An 18,892-nucleotide genomic window follows, 5' to 3' on the forward strand; every position below is an offset into this window, starting at 1 on the left:
GACCGGATCTGGTCAAGACCAAGGAAGGCATGCGCGTTCTCTGATGCCGACCGCCAGATGGCGAGGCAGCGCTCCAGGTCGAGGGAGGCTTCGTAAGGGCGGAGACGGAGGGAAGTCGTCACGGTGCTATGCTTTCCTGATTACGACGGAGGAGGTCAGGTGTTTAGCGAAGGATGGGCCGAGGCGAGACAGCGGCTCTGTCCGGACGAGCCATCTGCTATCAGGCAGGAGCGGCTCCAGGAATGGAAGGCCCGGCGCGTAGGCGAAGCATCCGCCGGGCTTCAGCGATTCGAGGATGCGCATGTAGGTCTGTGCGTAGGCTTTCGCCTGCGCCCCTGACCTCAGATGGGCGTGCGTAAAATGGAGGCTGAAGGACTGGTGGGCTATCACGGTTCCCCAGGCGCCGCGAGCGAGGGGCGCTTCAAACCAGCTCCCCCTGAAGATGCCGTCCGACTCCGTGGCGTTCTGGTCGATGCCGTAAACATCCCGGCGTCCCATGCCGCGGAGATGGCTCACCAGCCGCCCATCCGGACCGCAGCCGAGGTCAAGCACCGGGCCGGCCAATCGGTCGGGATCGAGGCCGAGGACCTGGAGCTGCACGGCCGTTGAATAGGTTGCGCAGACGGGAGTATCCGACTCATCCAGCACCCGGGCGAGAGCGCCTGCTTCATCAAGCGTGTCCCGGATGAGCAGGCACAGGCGGTCGTGATGTCGCGACACAGCCGCCGCTGATTCCGCTGCTGCCGCTTGGTCGGGAGTGTCTTCCAAGAGCCCCAGGTGGAACTCGTCCAGGAACCGCGAATAGAGCCTCGTGATCTCCGACTGCCGTCCGGTATCCAGATGAAGGTACTGGTATTCCCGTGTGAGATACGCCACCAGTCCGCGTGACATGTGCGCCGCCAATTGGAGGCGGCTCCGTGCGCCCTGCATCTCCGTCGCGAGAAGCCGCCTCCGCGCGCGGATTCTGCGGCCCATCCGCGGCGAGAGGCCGCGCAGGGCAGGAGAGGCTGCGGCGATGTCACGGATGCGGATCGAGCTAACATCCCTGAGACGCAGTCGCAACAGACCGAGCGAAGCGGGCATGGCCATATCAGCCGTCACGACTGATACTCCGGCGCCTGTTGCGTCTCCCCGTACCTTGCCCGCCGCTCCTGTGCAGTGAGGTTCGAGAGGCGGTTCCTCAAGGACGCGATCTCCTTTCGGAGCAGGTCGTTCTCCGTCCGCAACTGCCGGATCCGGGATTCGGCCGCCCGGGCATGATCGACCCCGAGTTCGTGCCGGGTGACAATGGCATTCGGCGAGGCGCTTCTCCGGGGCGCCGGGTCGGTTCCGATCAAACCCCACCAGGACGTCCCCATGCTCTTCACCAGCCGATCGGCTGCGAGCGCGGCCGCCGCCCGTTCCCCTGCGTGATCGGAGCCCAGCATTCCAAGTATCCGGTTGAGCTTGATCAGGTCGGAATATCTCATTGCTGCTCCTTGGCTGTGGTGGAACTCAATGCGACGCGGCTATGGGCCGGCGCCTCCTCGTCGAGGGTCTGCAGGAACGCCTCCAGCGCCGCCAGTTCCTCGGTTGCCAGCCCGAGCGGCTGAAGTTCGGAATGCCCGGCGGGCGCTGCCGGAGCGCGGTTGTAGTGGTCGACGACCTCGGCCAGCGTGCCGATCTGCCCGGCATGCATGTAGGGAGGCCTGGACGCGACGTTCCTCAGCGACGGAGCTTTGTAAGCCCGCTCCAGCTCGTGGCCATCGACGGTCATGAACCTGAGCTCCGCGCAGTCCTCCGGACCGGCGTCGCTGTAGCGGCCGAGGCAGTTGAACGGGTCGGATTTCACCGCCAGCGCGCCGGTCGCCCTTCCTGTGTCCTCGGGCAGGCCGGGTGCCGCGGGCACGCCCGTGTTGTGGAAGTGGTTGTCGGTGAAAAGCGGTCCGTTGTGGCAGTTGATGCAGCTTCCCTTGCCGATGAAGATGCGGAGGCCCTCCAGCTCCTGTTCGCTCATGATCCCGGCGTCCGGGGCCTCTCCGGACGAGAGAACCGAGGCATACCTGTCGAACCTGCTCTGGCCCGGCAGGATGCCGCGTTCGAACGCGGCGATCGCCTTCCCGACATTGGCGAACACGCGATTGACCGAATCCTTCTCGGCTTCATCCATCCTCTCCCAGGCCTCTGTCGCCTGTGGTGTGCCCTCCGGGGCGGCATGCGAAGACAGCCCCTCCAGGGCAGGAAGCGGGCCGAACACCTGCTCGTAAGGTTCCGCGTAGTGCTCCGCCACGAGCCGGGCTACCGCAGTCCTGTCGGTGCCGTGCTCGACCGGGCTCTCTAGCGGTCCAAGCGCCTGGGACCACAGGCTGTCCTTGCGGCCGTCCCAGAAGAGCCACGGGCTATGCCCCATCCCCGCGATCGGCATCGTCCGGCGGTTCGTGGTTCCCACGCCCCTGGCGAGGGCCAGGTCGTCCTGGAACTGCCTGTCCGGAAGATGGCAGCTCGCGCATGCCACCTTGCCATTGCCGCTCATCCGCGTGTCGAAGAACAACGCCTCTCCGAGGGTCGCCGCGGCCGGATCGTCGGCCACCTGATTGGACGGGTCTGCGGGAAGCGGCGGCAGGTTCTCCAGCGACAGAGACCCGATGAGCCTGAGTTCCTCGTCCGTCCAGTCCGGACCCGAGTCCCACGGCGTACAGGCCGCGAGAGGCAGCGCGACAAGCGCGGCAATCATGAATGTGGGACCAATTCCTGTTTTGCGTGGCATGGCGGTTTTCCATAGAAAGCAGCGGCAAGGCATTGCAGGCGCGCCGGAAGCGCGCCTGTGCCTTCATGTGTGAAGAGGGCTGATTTCAGAGCACGAGATTGAAAACGGTCTCGTCCTGTCCGGCTGGACCGTCGACCTCTACCTCGATCGTCCACCAGCCGGGCATGTTGAACTTCATCCCCTCTACCAGGTAGCGCCCTTCACCGAGGCTCTTGGTGACCTCGGGCGCTGTCGGAAGGCCATGTCCGTGCTGGGGCATGCCGCCGTCGATCGCGACCGAGGCCCCGTCGACGGGTTTGCCGTCCGCTGTCTTCAGTTCGACGGTCCAGGTATGGATGGGCCCGACTGAGATAGGCTCCACGTTAGGACTGATCGTCGTGACATACGTTCCTCCTGCCGACGTCTTCGACAACGCCAGGTCTAGGTCGTCAGGCGGGGTCATCATCGACATCGCCGCGTACGCCAGGCCGCCTGCGGCCAGGACTGCTGCCGGGGCGATCCATAGCATCTTGCTCCACCTGCTCTTGCGATTCTCCATTGGGGACTCCTGAGGATTGGGTGTCTCCATACCCGCAGGAATAGGCGATGCGGTGGGCCGAGGATTGAACGAAGGGGCTACGGGGTTCGGATTCGTCATCCGCCAGGTGATGACGGCAAGCCATATCATCCAGGCCAGGCTCAGAACCCAGGCAGCTATGATGGCGGCGGACTGGGAGGGGGAGAAGCCTTCCGAGCCCGCTAGCCATCCCTGGGCAAGGTAGGCAATACCTGTGAGGGCCATCAGGTAAGATATCGCACGAAAATACCCGGTCGTGGCCAAGGACGCGCCGACCAGTATTAACGCCAGCCCGAGCATGAAGTCCTGGTAGCTCCTGAGGCCCCACTCCAGCCAGCGGATGCCTTCCGCTACCGCGAAACGGGCCGCCTTCTCGGCATCCGGCGCGCTCGCCCAGGCGTTCACGGCATGTTTGAGGGCCACGCCGTCGACTGCCTGAAGGGTGCCATACAGCGCCAGCGTTGCGGCCGCAGCGCCCATTCCGAAACGGCCGAGCCACGCCGCTGCTCCGCCCTGCAGGCGTGAAGCCGACGCTAATGTGATCAGCCCGGCGAGAAAGGTGGCCATGGCCGCGAACTGCCCGACATGCACGGCAGCCCAGATGTCGTCTCCGGCGTAGGTCGCGAATATGGCGTGATGGTCATTGGCGTCTCCGCCCGCGTGGAACTGCGTGACGGCGATGTAGAGAACCTGTCCCGCGAGCAGCAGGCTGGCCGAAAGGCCCAGCGACGTACGCGCACCGAATGCTTCGTTCTTCATGGCGATGCTCCTCGTCTCTCGACTTTGAGGAGCGCCATCTACGCTCGACGGATCGCCGTGGCTTGAACGTAGGGGCTGATTGCCTTCCGTGGCGCAGCCTAGGCCAGCATGCGAGTGGACTGCAGTGTATGGTCGAGCCGCAACGCTGTCGGCGCCAGCCCGAACATTCGGCGGCAGGTTCGTGTCAGGTGCGCCGAGTCCGCGAAGTTTGCGGCGTGGGCGGCCTCTGTCCAGGAGGTCCCGGTGTAGCCCAGGCCCAAGGCCCTGTTCAGCCGCGCCCATAGAACGTAGGCTCGGAACGGCACTCCGGTCTGTTCGACGAACAGATGCCTCAGGCGGCCCTCGCTCAATCCGGCGACCCGCGCTATCTCCGCGAGCGTCAGGGGTTCGTCGAGGCGGCGCCAGATTTCTTCGATGGCGGCGACGATCCTCGCGTCCGTGGTTCGCTGGAGCGGTCCCGCGTCTCCGGCTAGTCGGGCCAGTGTTTGGGTGGCGGTGGCGGCCAGCGTCTCGTCGTCAGCCCCGTCGTTGTATTGCGCCGCCAGGGGTGTGGCCAGGCTCCGGGCCTCGTCCTCGTCCAGAGCGGCGATCGCATCAGTGCCGAACCTTTGGAGGAGCTTGCCTCCCGTCACCGATTCCGGTTCGACGAAGATTTGCGCGACCTGGTTGCCGGGGGCCTGGAAGATGTGGGGGAGGTCGGAAGGGATCACGGCTGCAGCATACCGGGTCCAGGGCAAGGACGCGTCCGGCCTGAACTGGACAGCGCCGCTCAATCCCAGCGAGAGCTGGATCGCATGGTGGGCGTGGCGGTCGCCAGCGGCGGCCGCAAGGCCGATCCAGAGGCTGCCGCCCTCCCAGAAAATGAACCTGCCGATCCCCGCGATCTGCATCCTGCTTCCACCTTCGGACCAGAAGATGGAAGATAAGACGCCCGCCATGGAGCGCGCAACTCCGCGCAGATGCGAGGCCAAAGAGTGTCGGCGCGAACCCGCGCGCCTCTTGCCCGGTGTTATCCTGCCACGCCCAGTTTTCGCGCATCGGCCACGAAGCCTTCGAGCGTCGACGCGGTGAAGGCAGCGATCTCCGGCCTCGCAGTGTGGAGCGATCCCCCAGGAAACGGAGGCTCGGGATCGTACTCCGCCACCAGCAGCACGGACTCAGCGAACGGCTTGCCACGGAGCTGCGCGACGAGAGACAGGCCAAGGTCGAGTCCGGCAGACACGCCAGCCCCGGTGATCACGTTCCCATCCACCACGACCCGCGAGTCGACGGGAGTGGCGCCGAACTCGGAGAGGAGCGGTCTCACCGACCAGTGGGAAGTCGCCCGCTTTCCATTCAACACGCCGGCGGCGCCAAGAACAAGCGATCCGGTACAGACGCTGGTAACGTAGACGGCGCGTTTAGCCCGGTCGCGAATGAACTCGAGCGTGGCCCCGTCGCGGGCCGCCGCCAGCGTGCCGGCCGTGCCCCCAGGCGTGAACAGGACCGTCAAGTCGCGCGGACAATCATCCATGGTGACCGTTGGCTGCATTGCGACGCCAAGATCGCTGGGCACCGGGCTGAGATCCCTCTGATTGGTGACCAGATGCACCGTCGCGCCTGGCATCGAAGCCAGCGAATGGTAGGGGCCAATCAGGTCGAGGGCAGTGAAGCCGGGATACATGAGCATCCCGATCTGCTCGTTGCCATCGAGGCGCATCCCCGACGGCAGGTCGAGCATTGCCTCGACGGCCTCTGACGCCTCGGCACGAGTGGCCAGCGGCGGGAGCGTGGCAGCCATCAAGGCCGCCAGCAGGGTTCTGCGATCAAGTTCCATGGTTGCTGTCCTTGAAAAGGAGGGGCGTGCTCATCCACGCTTCTCCTCCTCAATATCTGGCGGTGTCGCGCCTTGCTTGAACGAAGGGGCTACAGGGTTGGAGCTTCAACCGCCCCAAGGAGGAGACGCGCACCGCGGGACGTGCAGACGGCCTTCCAGCGGCTCAGGCTGAGGTGCTTTCCCGCGGTCCCTGTGCTGCGACCATCTCCGCCGGAGTCCGACCGCTCTCAGCCTGTTTCTTCAGGGCCGCGTTCATCGCCTCGAAATTCCCTCGGAACTGCTCTGGGTCGATGAACCAGAGCCCGATGCCGCTGAACCTCTCCCCGTGAACCAGGCGGGTTCCGCGTTCATGGGACTCCAGCAGGAAGTAATGCTCGCCGTCGAAAATCCGGGGAAGCAGGAAGCGGCCTAGCCAGCGGAACTCCTTGTTCTCGTCCGCGGCAAGCACCCTGGGGCGGAAGGTCATCTGCTTTCCCTTCTGCGGCTCCATCGTGTTCTCGAGCACGGCGCCCTGCGCGACCTCGCCCTTCATGGACACGATGAAAGGATTCCAGGAGCCGTAGGCGGCACCGTCCGTGAGGACCGACCAGACCCGCCCGGGGTCGGCGTCGATCACAACTTCCGTGGTGATCTCCCGCTCGGGAGCGAGAGTGAATGCGGTTGCGAGAGCAGCGGCTACAGCGGTGATCGAAAGCAGCGTGTTCATGGTCGTTTTCCCTTGTAATGGCCGCTTCATCCGAAGCGGTGACCAGAACGTACGCGTCGTCTCCATCAACGGGAATTGCCTAAGAACGTTTGGCTGATATACGTTTCTGTATGGCCATGAAGAACGACATAGGCTGGGAGTTCTGGCGAACCTTTCTGGCGGTGGCGAAGACGGGGAGCCTCTCGGCCGCCGCGCGAAGGCTGTCGCTGACCCAGCCGACGGTCGGCAGGCATGTCGACAGTCTCGAAGCGGCCGTTGGAGCCCCGCTGTTCACTCGCTCCCAGACAGGGCTGGTTCCCACTGCAACCGCCCTTGCGCTCGTTCCGCATGCCGAGGCCATGGCCGCCTCTGCAGAAGCGCTCAAGCGGACCGCATCTGGGGAGGCTGAAGCCGAAAGCGGGGTCGTGCGGCTCGCGGCCAGCGAGATCATGGGGGTGGAGGTGCTGCCCTCCTTGCTGGCGCCCTTCCGCGCGGCGCATCCTGGCGTCGTGCTGGAGGTCGCCCTCAGCAACCAACAGGAAAACCTCCTGCGCCGGGACGCCGACCTCGCAGTGCGGATGGCGAGGCCCACGCAGGAAGCTCTCGTCGCGCGAAGGATCGGGCAGGTGCCGATTGGCCTATACGCCCACCGCAGCTATGCGGAGCGCAGGCGGCTGCCGGCGAATCCTGCCGAGATTTTCGAGCACGAGCTCATCGGAGTGGACCGGGATGCAGGCCGACTCGGCGGACTCGCCATTGCGGGTCGCCCTCTGACCCCGGACGTCTTTGGCTATCGCAGCGACAGCGACTTGGCCCAGCTTGCCGCCCTCCGCGCGGGGCTCGGAATCGGCGTATGCCAGGTTGCTCTCGCCCGCCGCAGCCCGGACCTTATCCCGGTGCTTCCTGATCAGATCCAATTTCACCTCGAAATGTGGCTCGTCATGCACGAGGACCTGAGGACGAGCCGCAGGATTCGGCTTCTGTTCGATCATCTCTCCGGCGCGCTGTCGGAATATGTTCGCGCTGCTGCGTCCCCAAGAGACGAACCAATGCTGCAACCACCGCATTGAGGAACGTTTCCTACCGAATGCTTGCCCACCGATGATCCGCGTCAGGAAGCCGACGCCCGCAGCGGAGAGACAAAAAGAAGATGTTCCTGTGGCTCTTAGTGGCCGTGACATTGGTTGCTGCGCTCCTCCTTTGCCTGCAGGCGCTCAGGTGGCTCGACGCTCGTCGCGCTCGCTCGGCGTGGCGGAACCTGGAAAGCGCCGGAGGCCCGGGGCCTCGAAGATTCGATCCTGCCATAGTAGCCGGCTTACCGGACCCGGCGCGCCGCTTCTTCCTTTTCACGATCAGCCCAGGCGCTCGCCTCGTGACGGCGGTTTACATCGAAATGACCGGGGAACTGAGCCTCGGCACAAAGGCCACGCCCAACTATATGCCGATGCGGGCGCGGCAGATCGTGGCGGGAGCGCGTGGCTTCATCTGGCTGCTGCACGCTGGATCGGGGCCAATGCGGTTTTCCGGATCCGACGGCTACTTCGACGGAATCGGGTGGACCCGGTTCTGGTTGCTGAACCTGTTTCCCGTCGCGCGCGTCAGCGGGCGGGGTGATGTCGCGCGTTCGGCGGCAGGTCGGGCCATTGCGGAGTCGGTGTTCTGGGCCCCCGCGACCCTCTTGCCCGAACACGGCGTTCAATGGGAGCCGGTGGACGGCGATACAGTGCGCGCTCGTGTCTCCCACGGCGGGCATGAACACCTGCTCGACCTGACCGTGGCAGAAGACGGGCGCCCGCTTTCGGTCCTGATCCAGCGCTGGACCCGCGAGAACCCTCAAAGGGAATGGCGCCTGCAGCCGTTTGGGGGAAAGATCGAGGAGATTGCCGAGGTGGACGGCTATCGCCTTGCTACGCGCGTCGAGGGAGGCAACTGGTTTGGCACGGAGGACTATTTCGCGTTCTACCGAGCGCGGGCGACGCGGATCCAGAACCTGCCCAATGCTAGGCCGAGTTCCCCTTCAATCATCCCGCGGGAGCGCCACTAGGGGATCGAGGACGATAGCAACTGGGTCGCCGAGAGCGCCCCGCCTGCTGACCGGCCGCTTCTGCCAGGCAGCACCTAAGAACTGGGAGCCCGGTTCCGGCCCACACCTAAACTAGAAATTGGTCGCTTCCGAGCGACAGCTTTCGAGAAGCGACCGGAGGTCGCCGAACGGAAGTAATGGGGTCGGAAGCGGTCGCTGTAACTTGAGCCTTAGCCAAAGATCCCATGCAGGAACCAGTGGTGCGATCCCGTTTCCGGATCTTCGCCGTCACCGGCGCGATAGATCCAGTACCTCTCCCCGGCATCGTCCTCGACCCGGAAGTAATCCCTGACTGCCGCCAGTTCGGCATCGCGCTTCCACCACTCCCCGAATACACGCTCGGGGCCATCGGCGCGGCGCACCCGCCTGCGGACCCCGCGCCAGGTGAAGGTGGCGGGAGGATGGTCCGGGAGGAGCGCCACCGTCTCGATCGGCTCCGGCTTGGGGAGCAGTCGCGCTGGTCGTGGCCACTGGCCTGTCCACGTCTCATCGAGTTCCGGAGCGAGAGGCGGAATCCTTGCCATGGAGCGTTCAGGCACATCGCTCTGGACGGGTGCGACGCGGAACAGGCGTTTGCTGCCCACCCGGTTCGCCAGGACGTCCACAAGGTCGGAAACGTCTGGTGTGCTAGGCTCGACTAACGACGACGGTGATTGGCTGGCAGCGAGCGGCTGCACCATGGTGGCGGCCAAGGCTAGGGTTTCGATGCCGAAGCCTGGATCGATCTTCTCGACCTTGTCGCATAGCATCCGCGACAGGCGTGCGCGGTCCCTGGTCGGCATGGCGGTGCCGATGCGGATGACCTGCCGGAGGCTGTCCACCCGCTCGCAGATGAGGTCGAGTCGGCGGGCGCCAAGACCGCGCGTTTCCAACTCTAAGCAAAGCTTGCCGACGAGAGTGTCGATGTAGCGCTTGATGGTCTCTGCCGCGCCGATGGGTTCGGCGAAGGACCTGCGGACTTCCGCCACATCCGCGGGACGCCCGGGACTGATAGGCTCCGCTAGCGCACCAAGCGCCTGGTCGATGCGCCGCCAAGGCTCGGGGCCGAACCGCAGCGTGGTGGGCGCACGCGGCCGCGACATGAGGTCGGCCACCGTCTCCAGGCCGAGTCCGTGCATCTCCGCCACCACCGTCGGGTCGATCCGAAGTGCCGCGACCGGGAGAGGAGCCAAGGATTCACGGCCGTGTTCCGCGGCGACGATTACGCTGGGGGAACGGCCATACCGAGCGACGGCATGGGCGAGGCCCCATGTGTCGGCCACTCCAATGCCGCAGGCATAGCCCGCTTCCGTCAGGCGGCGGCAGAGATCCTCGAGGAGTGCCTCTTCGCCTCCCAGAAGGTGGGCTGCCCCTGCGATGTCCATTACGATGCCATCAGGAGCATCGGCCGCGACGACGGGCGTGTACCGGAGTGCCCAGAATGCCAGCCGCTCCAGAGCGTCGGCAACACCTTCAGGGTCGGCGTTCTCAATGCGCAGGCCCGGAACCAAGACCTGCGCCTTGGCGAGGGGCATGCCCGGGCGGAGTCCTTGCCGAAGGGCGGATTCATTGGCGGCCGTGACGACCCGACGGCGACCGTTGGACCCTGCAAGCACGAGCGGCTGGTCAGCCGGAAGCGTATCGCCGCCCAAGGCCCGTCTGAACCGATTCGTTGGAAAGTTCGCGAGGAAGACCGAGACGACCCTGCTCATCGCACGCCTCCAGCTCGAAGTCCGCACTCTCTCCGGCGCGCGCCCGTATGAGCTCGACCAGCCAGCGGTGACGGCCGACGCCAGGAACCGGGAGAGGCCGTGACGGCAGGACGGAAACCCGCCATCTTGTCGATGCCGCGGTCGGCTGTCCGAAGTCGGCCGCTTCCGTCTGGCGTCGCCAGCGGCGCAGCGCGATGCCCATCGTTCGTGACGCTTCCGCTGCCAGTTGCAGCCGCCGGGACGTCGTCATGGAGAGGTGAGAGACCTCTGCCACCACGCAGCCCAATCCACCGTGGCGAAGTCCTTCCTCGAAGCACGATAGGACCGACTTCTCGTCGTGCGCCTCGACATAGATTATGCGATCCGGAGTCAGCCCTGCCTGGGCAATCGCCGGTGCGAAGAGATCGCGTCTCGTAATACACCACAGCACCTTCCCATTCGTCCGCGCAGCAATGCCTGCCACGAACAGAGCTGCCGCCGCACCGTCCACCGCTCCGGTGCCGCCGCCAGCGACCTCATGCAGCGCTCCGAGCGCCAGACCTCCACCAGGAAGCCTGGAGTCGACCGCCTGAAGTCCGAACGGCAGGACTTCACGAGCCTGCCTACGGCCGGCTTCGATCACCGCGATGCTCGCTCGGAGGGCCTGTACGTCCGCCTTAGACACCGTATTCACCTCGGTATACGGACAATGTTCCTATTTCGTTCTGGTTCGAGCGTCGAGTCGAAAATTCTCGCTCCGCCGTTCAACGGTATCCGCCGGGCGCGAAAGCAGACACAGTCGACTGGCGTGGTGACAAAGCGCTGCAGGCAACTGTCCGCAAGATCGATCCGGCAGCCGTAACCAAGGGTGTCTGCCCTTGGGGTCGAGGAGAGGGCACGCGCATGACGTGGCGCTATGCTCATTCTTCGGTGGGAGGTGCGACCGACTGGTCCCCGTTTGCGGCCCTGTATAGATAGGACATAACCGGGTTTCCGGTTATCGGAATCCCGCCTCCACCGGGGAATGAACGACATCGGAGGTGGGCTGCGGCGGCATCATCCCGTCGGCACGTTCGAGGAGGTGTCAGCCCTTTGATCGCGATCCGCTTTGATCCGGGGCTGCGCTTGCTCGGGCTTCGGCAATGGCAGTGCCGGGGGACAGGAACGCGCGCAGTTTCTCCTTCAGGGTTTCCGTATCACGCTTCTTTGTCTCGCACTCCCATATCTTCAGCACGCTCCATCCGTTGGCTTTAAGCTGTAGCGTCTGCTCCCTGTCGCGCTCGACGTTCCTTAGGATCTTGGCCTTCCAGAATTCCGTTCTGGTTATCGGTAGCCTCCCCTTGCCGCAGTCATGTCCATGCCAGAAGCAGCCGTGGACAAAGATCACCTTCCGCTGTCTACGGAACACGATATCCGGCCGACCGGGGAGATCCGCCTGATGAAGGCGATAGCGATATGCCATCGCGTGGAGCAAACGACGGACGGCCATCTCGGGTGCCGTGTTCGCGGATTTGACAGCTGACATCAGGCGACTGCGCTCAATGGGATTGTAGATATCCATGCCTGGCGGTATCCGACGTGCAAAACGCGAGAAACTATCGATGCGGTGTTGCACAGGAGAAAATGCCGCACGGCTAGGCTTTTCGTTACGAGCTTGCAATAAACGGTCGGAGCGCTCTGCAACTCTTTGGAACGATGCCCGACACTCCCGAACGATCCGATCGCCAGCTGAAGGTAGTTGATTTCTTTTGCGGTGCCGGGGGCATGAGCTTTGGCCTGTCCCAGGCGGGATTGCGGATTCTGGCTGGGATCGACAACTCGAAGGACTGCCAGAAGACCTACGAAGCGAACGTTCCCGGCGCGAAGTACATCCGTCGCGATCTCACCCGGCTTTCTACGAGGGAGCTGGCGCGGCGCCTGGGCATTGCTCCCGATGACCCGCATCTGGTCTTCTGTGGGTGTTCGCCATGTCAGTTCTGGAGCAAGATCCGCACCGACAAGACCAAGTCAGTGCGCACCGCGTTCCTGCTGAAGCAATTCCAGAAGTTCATAAAGGCTTTCCGGCCCGGATTTGTCGTCGTCGAGAACGTACCCGGCCTATTCCGCAGGAAGGACAACGACATCCTGCGCGACTTCCACGATTTCCTGCGTCGGCTTGGGTATGATTTCGCCCACGATATCGTCAACGCGCATCATTATGGAGTACCGCAGAACCGCTTGCGGTACCTCCTCATTGCATCGCGCTTCAGCAAGCTTGAGACCCTCCCGCCTCCTTCCGAGGGCAGCGGCTTGAGCGTCAAGGATGTAATCGGAGCGGCCAACGGTTTCCCCCGCATCGCCGCAGGCCACCGGGATGCCACCGAGTTCATCCACACGACCATGGCGCTTTCCGAAAAGAACCAACGTCGGATACGCTTGACGCCAGCTGACGGCGGTAACCGCACGTCATGGGCAGGCGACGACGAGCTTCAGATCGACGCCTATCGCGGGCGGGACAACGTATTCAGGGATGTCTATGGCCGAATGTCGTGGGACAAGCCCGCTCCCACGATCACCACGCGCTTCCACAGCTTGAGCAATGGCCGCTTCGGCCATCCGGAGGAGCATCGGGCCATCTCCATCAGGGAAGGCGCGTCGCTGCAGACCTTCCCCCGGGACTACACTTTCTTTTCCAGCAACCTTGATGGCCTGGCAAGGCAGATCGGAAACGCGGTGCCTCCGGAACTCGCCCGGCATATCGGCAGGCATCTGATAGCGGTGAACGATGGCTAAGATCCAGACGCGCGCACGTGCGGTCGATATGCTGGGTCGGCAGCAGATCGCAGGCGTGCAGAACGCGCTGGCAGAGCTTTTCAAGAATGCCTTCGATGCTTACGCCGACCGGATAGCGGTGGACCACTTCGAAGATTTCGGCGCCAACGGAGAAGGCTTCCTTCTGATCCGCGACGACGGGTTCGGGATGACGGAGGAGGACTTCATAGGGAAGTGGCTTGTTCTCGGTACGGAGAGCAAGGCTCGTCTCGAGCCGCCCTACATACCAGAAGGCAAGGCGCGTCGGCCCGTCATGGGCGAGAAGGGCATCGGCCGTCTCGCGATTGCCCTTCTCGGAGAACAGATGCTCGTCCTTACGAGGGCAAGGAGGGCAGAGGGGGTTCACGACCTGGTCGTCGGTCTTGTCCATTGGGGCCTGTTCGAGATACCCGGGATCAATCTCGATCAGATCGACGTTCCGGTCTCGACCGTTTCCGACGGTGGCCTGCCCTCCCCGGAACTTCTCGCAGGGATGCGAAATCAGCTGACCGAATGCGTTGACCGGCTGAACGCGGGCCGACCTGAGCTGGACCTCTCCAGGATCAAGGCTCAAATCGATTCCTTCGCTCCGGATGTCTCCAGCGTCTACAGGTTCCTGAAGTCCGCCGAGACCGACGAGGTCCACCTCACCCTCGAAGACGGTGGGATCGGAACGCATTTCCTGATTGCCCCGAGCAATCCCGTCATCCGCATGGAGATGCAGACGGAGCTGAGGGAAAGCGACTACGGCTTCCGCAAGCAACTGCTGGGGTTCGCCGACACGGTCTTTGCCTCGGAACCGGGCATCCCCTTCTCAACCTCCCTAAGGCGATGGGGTCCGGGAGATGTCGTCGGCACCGAACTGCTCGACCCGGCTACGTTCTTCAACAGGGACGAGTTGGTGAACGACTCGGACCATTACCTCTCTGGCACCGTGGACGAGTTCGGGCAGTTCTCGGGAACGCTGCGTGTCTACGGAGATACCTATCAGCCCCTGGAGATCCCCTGGAGTGGGGCCAGCGGACGCGAGACGAGATGCGGTCCGTTCGCCCTCAGCTTCGGCTACCTGATGGGACGGAATTCGGAGTCACGCCTGCCCCCGGAGAAGTGGGCTCCACTAAACGAGAAGCTTGATCATGTCGGGGGCATATACATCTACCGGGAAGGCATTCGCATCCTTCCCTATGGAGACGGTTCGTTCGACTGGCTCGAGGTCGAGAAGCGGCGCTCCAAGAGCGCGGGCTATTACTTCTTCTCGTACCGTCGGATGTTCGGAGCCGTGCAGCTCAAGCGGGGCTTGAACGACGAGCTGAAGGAGAAGGCGGGGCGCGAAGGCTTCCAGCAGAATGAGGCCTACCGCCAGTTCAGGGATATCCTGATGAACCTCCTGGTGCAGCTCGCAGCTGAATTCTTCCGGAGCACGGCGCCGAATGCCGCGACCTTCGAGAAGGTTCAGGCTGAGCTGAAGAAGCAGTCCCAGGCTCTCGAACGTCAACGGAAGCGGTCCCAGGCACGCAGGCAGACCTTCATCCAAGGGCTTCAGACGTTTTCGGCAGATCTCGATGCGGGATTGCCCGATTCCGAGGTCGCGAACCTGCTGAAGGTCGCGCGCTCCAGGATGGATGCTGCAGCGCGACTGCAAGACCAGGACAAGGCAGCCGCCGCCCTGGTGAGGGCGGAACAGGATGCCATGAGTTCGCTGGCGGCGCTGCGGGGGAAGTACACCCGGAAGCGCCCGACCGGGGTGGCCCTTGGACGCGAGCTCCAGCGCGATTGGGAGGGCTATCTCGCTGCACGCGACCGCCTGGAAACAGAGGTGTTCGCCCCTTTCGAGCAGGAGGTAAGCAACACGCTCGGAGCGGTCGCGGCTCAAGCCCGAGTCTACATCGACCAGCGCAAGCGGCTAGAGGAGCGCCTCAAGCTCTTAGCGGCCGAACGCAAGAAGGAGCTAGCCGAGGCATCCCGTCAGGCCAACGCCACGGCAACGGAAACACGCCAGACCGTCTTCACCATAGCGGAACGCGCCAGACTCGCATTGGATGAGACGGTCCGGTCGATCGAGGCCGATCTCCATCGGACGGATCTCGCCACGATGGCCCCTGACAGGATCGAGTCCCTTCGCCGACAGTGGGAGGAACACCTGACCGAGGTGGAAGGGCGTCATCGCGATTCTCTCATGGCGGCTCGCGACATGCTCGCCTCGCTCGCCGAGAACCTGCTGTCTTCGGGTGGCGAGGAACCAGCCCAGATCATGCAGGCGCTCGAGGAGCGGGTCATGGCGCTCGAGGAACAGGCCGACGAGGATTTCGAGATGGTGCAGCTGGGACTTGCCGTGGCCATCATCAATCACGAGTTCGCGGCATCGATCAGCAGCGTGCGGAAAAGCGTGCAGCAGCTGGGCCAATTGTCACGCCGGGCCGACGGGCTGCGCCCGCTCTACGAGTCGATCCGGACGAACTTCGAACACCTGGACGGCCACCTCAACCTGTTCACCCCGCTCCAGAGGCGGCTGCACAGATCAAGGGTCCGGATCGAAGGCGCCGATATCCGCAACTACTGCACGGCCCTTTTCGCAAACCGCCTCGAGCGGCACCGTGTCGAGTTCAGGGCCACGGACCGCCTCCTAAAGACCGTCGTAGAGTGCTACCCCTCGACGCTGTACCCGGCCATCATCAACATCGTCGACAACGCGATCTACTGGCTAAGCCAGGTGAAGGGGGCTCGCTTCATTGAGCTCGATGCCGACGAAGACACGATTTACATCTCCAACAACGGGCCCGCAATCGAGGCTCGCGATGCAGAACGCATCTTCGAGCGCAGCTTTAGCAGAAAGGTAGGCGGGCGAGGACTGGGCCTTTTCATTTCCAGCCAGGCTCTGAAGGCAGAGGGAATGAACCTCTCGATAGTTGATGCCCCTCGATCTGGTGCCAACGTCACCTTCGCCATCACACTCGACACTCGTGGAGCGAACCCTTGAGCGAGGTCCAAGACTACTCCCTGACCGCGACGAAGCGCTATCTGCAGAGCGTAGTCTTCGTGGATGACAAGCTCTACCACCGTGTCTCGTACGCGGGAGATGTGAAGGTCGAAACGCCGACCTCCATGAAGATATTCGCCTCACGCACCGACAGGAAGCCCATCGCCAAGGCTGCGCGCAGGCCCCAATCCTCGGAGGAATCTCCAGCCGATCCCCCAATCAAGGAACCGACGGAAACGACCAAGGGTGGACCAGAGGTGCCGCTCAAGCTCTATGATGAGGTGGCCGCTGCAATGTCGGAAGGGCGAGAGCCCGCCGAGGTTTTCAATGCCAAGGATTTGGTAGCAAGTTTTGCCAGGAACCGCATCGTCTGCGCGCTCTACGAGCCGGAGAAGGATTTCGCGACCGACCCCGACTCGGACATATTCAAGCTTTGCGAGCGTGCCGACGCGGTCATCTTCGACTGGGATCTCTACAAGGATGCAGGACAAAGCGTTCTGACCCTCATTTCAGGACTCGTCGCGGAGGGCCAGACTACGGTCCCGCACCATGTGCGGCTTTGCGCGATCTACACGTCGATGCCGGACCTCGCGAAAGTCGCCAATACGATCTTCGAACAGCTCATGAGCGACGGAGCGACAGTCGAACCTCTCGACAAAGATCCCCTGATCCTGATCGCAGGGTCCACCCGGATCGTGGTTCTAGGAAAACCTGCGCCCGGACGCCTACCCGACCAGAAGCGTGCTGAGGTTAAGGAAAGCGATCTCGCGGATCGCGTCATCGACGAATTTGCATCCATGCACGAAGGGATCCTTCCCTCCCTTGTGCTCAACAGCTTGGCCGCCATCCGGAGCAACTCAAAGAAAATCCTAGACAAGTTCCGGAGGGATCTGGACGGAGCCTTCCTCGTACATCGCGGAGCCGTCTATCCAGACGACGAAGCTTTTGAACAGATACCGGAACTGCTCGCGGAAGAGGCGCTTGCGGTCATGATCGACACCGCCTCCCTCAAGACGGAGCTCGCCAACAAACTCGTTGCTGAATTGGCCGATGCCTTCAAGCTCACGCTGGATTGGGCTGCAAAACCCGGCAGGGTCACGCCGGCTGCAGGTGTCTTCGCTACCCGGTTCCTGAAGGAGGGCCGCGGAGGCGTGAAGGAGGATGTCAAGGTTGACAAGAAGCGGATCGAACAGCTGCACGAGGCGTTGGATCAAACGAAGACGGCCCATCTCAGGCTGGCGAGCCTCTACAACACCAGGACGCAGTACGGAACGCGCCGCGACCTCTGTTTTGGAACGATCATCCGGACGGTAACAGAGCAGGAAGCCGAGTACTCGGTTTGCCTGATGCCTCTGTGTGACAGCATCCGCCTTGACAGCACAGCAGGGAAGACCTTCCGCTTTCCGTTCTGGCGGCTGCAGACGGGTGCCGTGAAGGGTTCGAAAGGCATAGTCGTGGAGTTGCCGGAAACAGGTGACTACCTGGAGCTTCACAGCTACGGGAAGCCGCGCGACCGCATGTGGATCGGCGAATTCGAGGCATCTGACACGAGGACCGTTGCCGCCTCGCGCGAAGATGGACGATACCTCTACCGCAGAAAGGACCAGGAAGTTACCCTGGAGTGGATCGCGCAGCTGAAACCTGGTCATGCGCAACGTATTGCCCACGACATCGGCTCCGCGTTCTCCCGGGTGGGGGTGCTCGAAGCCGAATGGCTGAGGTGGCAGTCGGAGTAGGTGCGGACGAACCATGAAAAATCCAACAGCCGGCCAGATGCCGTTGGCAATTCGGGCATGATAATAGGTTCGATACCGACCGCCCTCATCATTCGCTCGCACCCGATGTTCACAGGCGACCGCTCGGCCGCTATTGTCCGCCAATGGCTGGTAGAGAATGGTCGGATGAGGAGAACGAGGCGACCATCGCCGAATACTTCGACATGCTCGCCATGGAGTTCCGCGGACAGCCCTTCAGCAAGGCCGAGCATAACCGGGCGCTCCAGCACGTGACGGGCCGCGGCCGCGGCTCTATCGAGTACAAGCACCAGAACATCAGCGCCGTCTTGATGGGTCTCGGCGAAGCCTGGATCGACGGCTACAAGCCAGCCTTCAATTACCAGCGCACCCTTGAGACCGCCGTTGTCAGCTGGCTTGAAGCACATCCGGACTGGCTTGAACGGGCCCCGGCCTACAGTCCCTCTGTCACAGCCGAGGTCAAGGAGCCGCATTCCCTTTGGGTCGGGCCTCCGCCAACGCTCTCGAACCAGCCCGATCCGACGGAGCTTCAACACGCCATGGCGGTCGCGGCTCGCCACGACGTGGCGGGGCGGGATGAACGCAACCGTGCACTCGGACGAAGCGGTGAGGCGCTCGTGGTCCGCCATGAACGCCAGTCCCTGTTGCAGGCTGGGCGCCGGGACCTGGCCGATCGTGTTAGGTGGGTGTCGGATCTGGACGGGGACGGTGCCGGATACGACATCGTCTCGTACCAGCCCGATGGACGCGAGCGTCTCATCGAAGTCAAGACTACTAACGGCTGGGAGCGGACCCCCTTCCACATTTCGGCCAACGAGCTTGCCGTGTCGAAAGAGCGGCAATCCTGCTGGACCCTCCTGCGACTGTGGAATTTCTCCCGGGAGCCGAAGGCATTCGAGCTGTATCCTCCTCTGGAAGCGCACGTCGCGCTGACCCCGACCAGCTTCCTCGCGATCGTCCGGTGACGAGATCACTGTGGGTCGGCCGCAGATCAATGCGACCCGCATCTCGGATCAGGCCCGCAGGCTCGGGCACGCGTTCTGGACCCATGGTCTG

At 63.4% G+C, this 18,892-nt stretch carries 16 protein-coding genes; 6 read left to right on the top strand and 10 right to left on the bottom strand.

Annotated features, from left to right (window positions below; translation table 11 throughout):
* Positions 1–126 precede the first annotated feature (126 nt).
* From M9955_06935 to M9955_06965, 7 genes are all read right to left on the bottom strand, one after another.
* Positions 127–1,083: a class I SAM-dependent methyltransferase gene (locus M9955_06935; protein MCO5081379.1), complete on the bottom strand. Its 957-nt coding sequence runs from the start codon at positions 1,081–1,083 to the stop codon at positions 127–129.
* 14 nt (positions 1,084–1,097) lie between these two features.
* Positions 1,098–1,469: a hypothetical protein gene (locus M9955_06940; protein MCO5081380.1), complete on the bottom strand. Its 372-nt coding sequence runs from the start codon at positions 1,467–1,469 to the stop codon at positions 1,098–1,100.
* Positions 1,466–2,713 (bottom strand): methylamine utilization protein, encoded by a 1,248-nt coding sequence (locus tag M9955_06945; protein MCO5081381.1) that lies wholly within the window; start codon positions 2,711–2,713, stop codon positions 1,466–1,468. The genes M9955_06940 and M9955_06945 overlap by 4 nt, the downstream gene beginning before the upstream one ends.
* 118 nt (positions 2,714–2,831) lie before the next feature.
* On the bottom strand, positions 2,832–4,061 hold the full coding sequence (locus M9955_06950; protein ID MCO5081382.1) for a FixH family protein: 1,230 nt from the start codon (positions 4,059–4,061) through the stop codon (positions 2,832–2,834).
* 98 nt (positions 4,062–4,159) lie between these two features.
* The gene (locus M9955_06955) at positions 4,160–4,951 is read right to left on the bottom strand and encodes an AraC family transcriptional regulator (protein MCO5081383.1); all 792 of its coding nucleotides are present in this window, start codon (positions 4,949–4,951) and stop codon (positions 4,160–4,162) included.
* 119 nt (positions 4,952–5,070) lie between these two features.
* The gene (locus tag M9955_06960) at positions 5,071–5,877 is read right to left on the bottom strand and encodes a DJ-1/PfpI family protein (GenBank protein MCO5081384.1); all 807 of its coding nucleotides are present in this window, start codon (positions 5,875–5,877) and stop codon (positions 5,071–5,073) included.
* A 163-nt stretch (positions 5,878–6,040) separates the two neighbouring features.
* Positions 6,041–6,583: an SRPBCC domain-containing protein gene (locus tag M9955_06965; GenBank protein ID MCO5081385.1), complete on the bottom strand. Its 543-nt coding sequence runs from the start codon at positions 6,581–6,583 to the stop codon at positions 6,041–6,043.
* Between the two features lie 116 nt (positions 6,584–6,699).
* On the opposite strand from M9955_06965, the gene M9955_06970 reads away from it, so the two are divergent.
* The gene (locus M9955_06970; GenBank protein MCO5081386.1) at positions 6,700–7,632 is read left to right on the top strand and encodes a LysR family transcriptional regulator; all 933 of its coding nucleotides are present in this window, start codon (positions 6,700–6,702) and stop codon (positions 7,630–7,632) included.
* A 302-nt stretch (positions 7,633–7,934) separates the two neighbouring features.
* Positions 7,935–8,606, top strand: coding sequence for a hypothetical protein (locus M9955_06975; protein MCO5081387.1), 672 nt, complete (start codon positions 7,935–7,937; stop codon positions 8,604–8,606).
* A 209-nt stretch (positions 8,607–8,815) separates the two neighbouring features.
* Here the strand turns inward: M9955_06975 and M9955_06980 are convergent, their stop codons facing one another.
* From M9955_06980 to M9955_06990, 3 genes are all read right to left on the bottom strand, one after another.
* Positions 8,816–10,336 (bottom strand): DNA polymerase Y family protein, encoded by a 1,521-nt coding sequence (locus M9955_06980; GenBank protein MCO5081388.1) that lies wholly within the window; start codon positions 10,334–10,336, stop codon positions 8,816–8,818.
* Complete coding sequence (locus M9955_06985; GenBank protein MCO5081389.1) at positions 10,251–11,000, bottom strand: ImuA family protein; 750 nt, start codon at positions 10,998–11,000, stop codon at positions 10,251–10,253. The genes M9955_06980 and M9955_06985 overlap by 86 nt, the downstream gene beginning before the upstream one ends.
* A gap of 399 nt (positions 11,001–11,399) precedes the next feature.
* The gene (locus M9955_06990; GenBank protein ID MCO5081390.1) at positions 11,400–11,876 is read right to left on the bottom strand and encodes a very short patch repair endonuclease; all 477 of its coding nucleotides are present in this window, start codon (positions 11,874–11,876) and stop codon (positions 11,400–11,402) included.
* Positions 11,877–12,010: 134 nt separating this feature from the next.
* Between M9955_06990 and M9955_06995 the strand changes: the two genes are divergently transcribed.
* From M9955_06995 to M9955_07010, 4 genes are all read left to right on the top strand, one after another.
* Entirely contained in the window at positions 12,011–13,087 is a 1,077-nt protein-coding gene (locus M9955_06995) for a DNA cytosine methyltransferase (protein ID MCO5081391.1), read from the top strand.
* Positions 13,080–16,082, top strand: a complete 3,003-nt coding sequence (locus M9955_07000; protein MCO5081392.1) for an ATP-binding protein — start codon at positions 13,080–13,082, stop codon at positions 16,080–16,082. The genes M9955_06995 and M9955_07000 overlap by 8 nt, the downstream gene beginning before the upstream one ends.
* The gene (locus tag M9955_07005; GenBank protein ID MCO5081393.1) at positions 16,079–17,818 is read left to right on the top strand and encodes a response regulator receiver domain; all 1,740 of its coding nucleotides are present in this window, start codon (positions 16,079–16,081) and stop codon (positions 17,816–17,818) included. The genes M9955_07000 and M9955_07005 overlap by 4 nt, the downstream gene beginning before the upstream one ends.
* A 143-nt stretch (positions 17,819–17,961) precedes the next feature.
* Entirely contained in the window at positions 17,962–18,801 is an 840-nt protein-coding gene (locus M9955_07010; protein MCO5081394.1) for a DUF3883 domain-containing protein, read from the top strand.
* Positions 18,802–18,892: the final 91 nt, after the last annotated feature.

The sequence above is a fragment of the Rhizobiaceae bacterium genome (assembly GCA_023953845.1).
Taxonomy (GTDB): Bacteria; Pseudomonadota; Alphaproteobacteria; order Rhizobiales; family Rhizobiaceae; genus Arvimicrobium.

Excerpts from the sequence above, each read along its gene's own strand:
- M9955_06970 (MCO5081386.1), top strand. The coding sequence starts at position 6,700 with ATGAAGAACGACATAGGCTGGGAGTTCTGGCGAACCTTTCTGGCGGTG.
- M9955_06935 (MCO5081379.1), bottom strand. The coding sequence starts at position 1,083 with ATGCCCGCTTCGCTCGGTCTGTTGCGACTGCGTCTCAGGGATGTTAGC.
- M9955_06940 (MCO5081380.1), bottom strand. The coding sequence starts at position 1,469 with ATGAGATATTCCGACCTGATCAAGCTCAACCGGATACTTGGAATGCTG.
- M9955_07000 (MCO5081392.1), top strand. The coding sequence starts at position 13,080 with ATGGCTAAGATCCAGACGCGCGCACGTGCGGTCGATATGCTGGGTCGG.
- M9955_06980 (MCO5081388.1), bottom strand. The coding sequence starts at position 10,336 with ATGAGCAGGGTCGTCTCGGTCTTCCTCGCGAACTTTCCAACGAATCGG.
- M9955_06960 (MCO5081384.1), bottom strand. The coding sequence starts at position 5,877 with ATGGAACTTGATCGCAGAACCCTGCTGGCGGCCTTGATGGCTGCCACG.
- M9955_06990 (MCO5081390.1), bottom strand. The coding sequence starts at position 11,876 with ATGGATATCTACAATCCCATTGAGCGCAGTCGCCTGATGTCAGCTGTC.
- M9955_06945 (MCO5081381.1), bottom strand. The coding sequence starts at position 2,713 with ATGATTGCCGCGCTTGTCGCGCTGCCTCTCGCGGCCTGTACGCCGTGG.
- M9955_06955 (MCO5081383.1), bottom strand. The coding sequence starts at position 4,951 with ATGCAGATCGCGGGGATCGGCAGGTTCATTTTCTGGGAGGGCGGCAGC.
- M9955_06965 (MCO5081385.1), bottom strand. The coding sequence starts at position 6,583 with ATGAACACGCTGCTTTCGATCACCGCTGTAGCCGCTGCTCTCGCAACC.
- M9955_07010 (MCO5081394.1), top strand. The coding sequence starts at position 17,962 with ATGGCTGGTAGAGAATGGTCGGATGAGGAGAACGAGGCGACCATCGCC.
- M9955_06950 (MCO5081382.1), bottom strand. The coding sequence starts at position 4,061 with ATGAAGAACGAAGCATTCGGTGCGCGTACGTCGCTGGGCCTTTCGGCC.
- M9955_06995 (MCO5081391.1), top strand. The coding sequence starts at position 12,011 with ATGCCCGACACTCCCGAACGATCCGATCGCCAGCTGAAGGTAGTTGAT.